Annotated in this window: 4 protein-coding genes and 2 pseudogenes; 1 reads left to right on the top strand and 5 read right to left on the bottom strand. The window is 62.0% G+C overall.

The features are described from left to right. Window positions 1-37 precede the first annotated feature (37 nt). From ACTJI6_RS23605 to ACTJI6_RS23595, 3 genes and pseudogenes are all read right to left on the bottom strand, one after another. Window positions 38-683 (bottom strand): annotated as a pseudogene (locus ACTJI6_RS23605) (IS3 family transposase); the annotation flags it as partial. Beyond that, the gene (locus ACTJI6_RS23600) at window positions 671-952 is read right to left on the bottom strand and encodes a hypothetical protein (RefSeq protein ID WP_440804171.1); all 282 of its coding nucleotides are present in this window, start codon (window positions 950-952) and stop codon (window positions 671-673) included. The pseudogene ACTJI6_RS23605 and the gene ACTJI6_RS23600, both read right to left, overlap by 13 nt. 5 nt (window positions 953-957) lie before the next feature. Next, entirely contained in the window at window positions 958-1,644 is a 687-nt protein-coding gene (locus ACTJI6_RS23595; protein ID WP_440804174.1) for a DUF1998 domain-containing protein, read from the bottom strand. Here ACTJI6_RS23595 and ACTJI6_RS23590 point away from each other — a divergent pair. After that, the gene (locus ACTJI6_RS23590) at window positions 1,634-2,695 is read left to right on the top strand and encodes a helicase-related protein (RefSeq protein ID WP_440804169.1); all 1,062 of its coding nucleotides are present in this window, start codon (window positions 1,634-1,636) and stop codon (window positions 2,693-2,695) included. The genes ACTJI6_RS23595 and ACTJI6_RS23590 overlap by 11 nt on opposite strands. A gap of 6 nt (window positions 2,696-2,701) precedes the next feature. On the opposite strand, the pseudogene ACTJI6_RS23585 reads toward ACTJI6_RS23590, so the two are convergent. Together ACTJI6_RS23585 and istB are read right to left on the bottom strand one after the other, a co-directional pair. Continuing rightward, window positions 2,702-3,523 (bottom strand): annotated as a pseudogene (locus ACTJI6_RS23585) (type IV secretion system protein); the annotation flags it as partial. Between the two features lie 260 nt (window positions 3,524-3,783). After that, on the bottom strand, window positions 3,784-4,497 hold a 714-nt coding region (istB, locus tag ACTJI6_RS23580; RefSeq protein ID WP_440803190.1), incomplete at its 5' end, for an IS21-like element helper ATPase IstB.

Genomic DNA, 4,497 nt, shown 5'->3' with positions numbered 1-4,497 from the left:
TGAACCGCCCGGGTTTGCGGAGGCCTTTTGGTTTAAGTTACGCCGCGATGGCCGGTTCTTCCAGCATGGCGTAGTAGCGTTCCTCGGCTTCGGCCGGCGGGATATTGCCGATGGGCTCCAGCAGCCGTCGATTGTTAAACCAGTCGACCCAGGTCAGAGTGGCGAACTCGACGGCCTCGAAGCTTCGCCATGGCCCGCGCCGATGGATGACCTCAGCTTTGTAGAGGCCGTTGATCGTCTCGGCGAGAGCATTGTCATAGGAATCTCCAACGCTGCCGACGGAGGGCTCGATGCCGGCTTCCGCCAAACGCTCTGTGTAGCGGATGCTGACATATTGCGATCCGCGGTCGGAGTGATGAACCAGACCGCCGCGATGAACGGGGCGCCGTTCGTGCAGCGCCTGCTCGAGAGCATCGAGGACAAAGCTCGCATGGGCGGTCCTGCTCACTCGCCAGCCGACAATGCGACGGGCGTAGGCGTCGATGACGAAGGCCCGTAGACGAAGCCCGACCAGGTGCTGACATAGGTAAAGTCCGAGAGCCAGAGCCTGTTCGGCGCCGGACATGGAACACCCGGTTCACATGGTCGCGTGGACATGGCGCGGCCTTGTCCTGCACCGTGGTGCGGATCGGCTTGCCGCGAATGACGCCGTGAAGGCCGAGTTCGGCCATCAGGCGCTCGACCCCACCGAAGCGCGCCGCGGAACGAAAGGCTCGCCCTCGCGCGGATAGAATTTGTACTCAATGTCAAACTGGCGTGGCTCGGAGAACTGCCCTACCACAAAAAGGTCGATGTCTTCGATCGGATGTCCGTAAAGCTTGAGACCAACGAAAATCTTCACATGATCGTTGGGGTGCTGGCTGAGGTCGGGCCAGACGGCAAGCAGTTGCTTACGCAAATGCAGTGCTGCCTCGTATTCCTTCCCTTCGCCGACGCCAACCAGTTCTATCATCTACTTCAACCGGTGATCTGCTGGTAGATGGCGCGAGTTGCCGTTGGAAGGTTCCCCCGTATGACGAGTTCATTCTCGACAATCACCTGGTACTCAGTGCCGCTGTCGCGAAATTCAGCTATCGCCGGATCAGCGGGATGACCTGTCGTCAAAGGTCCCGAAAGCGCAATTACGAACTTCCGACCTTTGCATTCAGCAAGAATTGGAGCCGTTACTGACTTTCCACTGCCATAGGCGATTTTTGGCCCAGCCTCGAATGTCGCCATCCCCTCGTCGCGCCGGAGGAGATCGTTCAGCAACAAGGCTGTAGACCGCTTGAGGCGTTCAGCACTGAATCCGGGATTCAGTCCTGTCAGCAGATATTCCAGCAGTTCAGCGCCCACATGCCTGTCGAGCAGGCGATGTTCGAATTTGTTCTTGAAGCTCCGCAAACATCGGTAGCACGAAGCGTCACAGTCCTCGGGGCAGGTTTTCAACAACTGGAGTGCGCGTTGGAACAGCTCAAATCCGCGATCTGCAAACTGACTCGCAAAGCCCGCGCCACCAGGAAGCGTGTCATAGAGAAAGATCTCCGCTTCCAACCCGCTTTTGCCCGCAGGAGTGAGCGCAGGTCGATACTCGGCCATCAGTTCGCCAGGCTCGATCTCCAGTATCTGGCATGCCGCCTTCAGGCTTGCGCAGATGCCGGGCACCTGGATCAATCGCCCGCCGTCAGAAGGCTTTCGGGTCAAGCCGCGAAACCCGAAAGCCAAGATCAAGGCGATTGAATCCGTCATCGACGATAAGGCCGCCAGGAAGATCTTTTGGGATAGTTGGTCGCCAGAACTGCTAAAGTGGTTCACGCAATCGGTGGAGAGTGGCTATCGTTGCCTGAACGGCAGCGAGCTTTCGCTCCAGTTTGATGGCGCTTGGGTGCATTGCTCAAGTTGCAAATCAGTCCACCGTCCTATCCCCGGCATTGAAAGCTGCCTTGACTGCGGAAGTGAGAACGTCTCCGCCCTTGACCCAGAATCCGACCCGGTCTTCCTTGCGCGCAAAGGTTTTTATCGCAAACCGGTTACGCAAGCCCTTGAGGACCCGCCGCGGCAGCCGATGGCTCTAATTGCCGCTGAACACACTGCCCAGCTCAACGCGCCGCAAAACGAGGATGTATTCTCCAAAGCGGAAGAAAATGAGCTCTTGTTCCAGGATATCGCGCTGAGTGGGAGCGGTCTTGGAGGGCGTTCCACCGCAATCGACATTTTGTCCAGCACGACGACTATGGAAGTCGGTATCGACCTGGGAGCCTTGTCAGGCGTGGCCCTGCGAAACATGCCACCCGGGCGTGCCAACCATCAGCAGCGGGCAGGCCGTGCAGGTCGCCGCGGCAATGCTGTAGCCACAGTCGTCGCGTTTGGAAGCGCAGACAGCCATGATGAGCACTATTTCTCCCAGCCCGACGAGATGATCCGGGGTGATGTCGTCGACCCGAAATTGACATTGGACAATCCTGAGATCGTGCGCCGTCACATCCGCGCGTTCCTCCTGCAGAACTATCATCAGGATCGTCTTCCGATCATCGACCCGGACCAGCCACACGATCTGTTTTCAGTTCTGGGAAGCGTTTCCGGCTTTCGAAAGGCGGATTCACTCTTGAATCGGGACGACTTCGCCGTATGGCTCGCCGGTAACGAAGAGGCGTTGCGTACCCGCATAGCCGGGTGGGTTCCGGCGTCTTGCCGTAGTGGGTTTCTGGTCGTTTGAAGATGCTCATGAGCGGTCACTTTCGGAAAGGTTGACGGAGGAACCGGAGCCGTGGCTGTCGCCGGAGCGGACGGCATGGGCGGTCATGGTGGTGCCGTGGTTGAGGGCCTGCCGGCGCTGCATCCGCTGCGCCCATGCCGGAGGGCTGCCCGCCGGGCCGGATGGAGCGGCTGCGGGATCGGCACTCGCACCGCCGACCGTGCCCATGGTCGAACTGCCGCCAGTCGCGCCGAAGCCGGCCTTTGCGCCGGCGGAGAAGCTGGACTTGATGCTTTCGCTTGCTTGGGATGTTGCGCTGGAGGCTGCGCGTTTGAGCGGCGAGACGGCGGCCGAGCCTGCGGCGCGTGCAACACCGCCGAGGCCGGAAGCGACACCGGCCGCGCCGGACTGGCCGAGCGAGCCGAGGCTATAGGCAGCGGTCGCGCCGCCGCGGACGGCCGCGGCTCCACCGGACAGGGCAGCAGCGCCGCCCTTCGCGGCGAGCATGGCCCCGCCGCCAGCCGCCGCACCGCCAGCAAGCACCATGCCGCCGGCTGCGAGGCCCGTGCCAACGGCCGCTCCCGCGCCGAGCTGCGGCCCGCCCGATACGATGCCGTTGGCGATGCCGGGACCGAAGATGCCGAGGCCGAGCAGCGACAGGGCTGCCAGCACAATCGCCATGGCGTCGTCGATGGTGGGGGTCGCCCCGCCGAAACCGGCCGTGAACTGGCTGAACAGGGTCGAGCCGATGCCGATAATGACGGCCAGCACCAGAACCTTGATGCCGGACGACACCACATTGCCCAAGACCTTCTCGGCCATGAACGCCGTCTTGCCGAACAGGCCGAAAAGTGCTGTGGGGATAGGTCGCGGCCTCGCTGCGCTGCGCCTCGACAAAGATGCTCCAGCCGGAGCCGAGGCGGCGCACGGCATTGTTGATGCGGCCGGCGACGGCGACCAGTGTCAACGGCGGTGCAAAACCCGGCCACTCGGCGGCGTAAAACCAGGCCAGGTGGCGGTGGCCTGCGCCATGGCGCGCGCGCTTACCATAGAGCTGGCGCGTGCCATGGCGCATTGGCCCCTTGGGGCCAAATCGAGGCGATCTGATCTCAGGACTTTTGATGCCGCTTTCGGGCAGTGCTGTTGGCGAGGCGATAACTCTCGCCGTTCATTTCGAGGATGCTGACGTGGTGGGTCAGCCGGTCGAGCAGTGCGCCGGTGAGGCGCTCGGAGCCGAAGGTCTCGGTCCATTCATCGAAGGGCATATTGCTGGTGATCAGGGTTGAGCCGCGCTCGTAGCGGTGCGAGATCAGCTCGAATAGCAATTCGGCGCCGGTCTTGGACAGCGGCACGAAGCCCAGTTCGTCGACGATCAGCAACTTGACGGCAGCCATCTGCTTCTGAAAGCGAAGCAGGCGACGTTCGTCGCGGGCCTCCATCAGTTCGTTGACCAGGGCTGCGGCGGTGGTGAAGCCAACGGAGAGCCCCCTCTGGCAAGCCGCCAGTCCGAGGCCAAGGGCAATGTGCGTCTTGCCCGTGCCGCTTGGGCCGAGGGCAATGACGTTCTCGCGCCGCTCGATCCATTCGCAGCGGGCCAGTTCCAGCACCTGCATCTTGTTGAGCTTCGGGATGGCGCTGAAGTCGAAGCTGTCGAGGCTTTTGACCGTAGGGAACCTGGCGGCCTTGATGCGGCGCTCGACCATCCGCCGCTCCCGGTCAACCAACTCCAGTTCGACAAGCCGGGCGAGATACCGGACATGGTCCATGCCTTCGGCCGCGCATTGCCAGGCCAGCTTCTGATGTTCCCGCAGGAATGTCGGCAG

Source organism: Paracoccus sp. 22332 (assembly GCF_052045125.1).
GTDB classification, from domain to species: domain Bacteria; phylum Pseudomonadota; class Alphaproteobacteria; order Rhodobacterales; family Rhodobacteraceae; genus Paracoccus; species Paracoccus haematequi_A.
The sequence above is the reverse complement of the archived record's forward strand: the minus strand, read 5'-3'. Positions and strand labels throughout refer to the sequence as shown.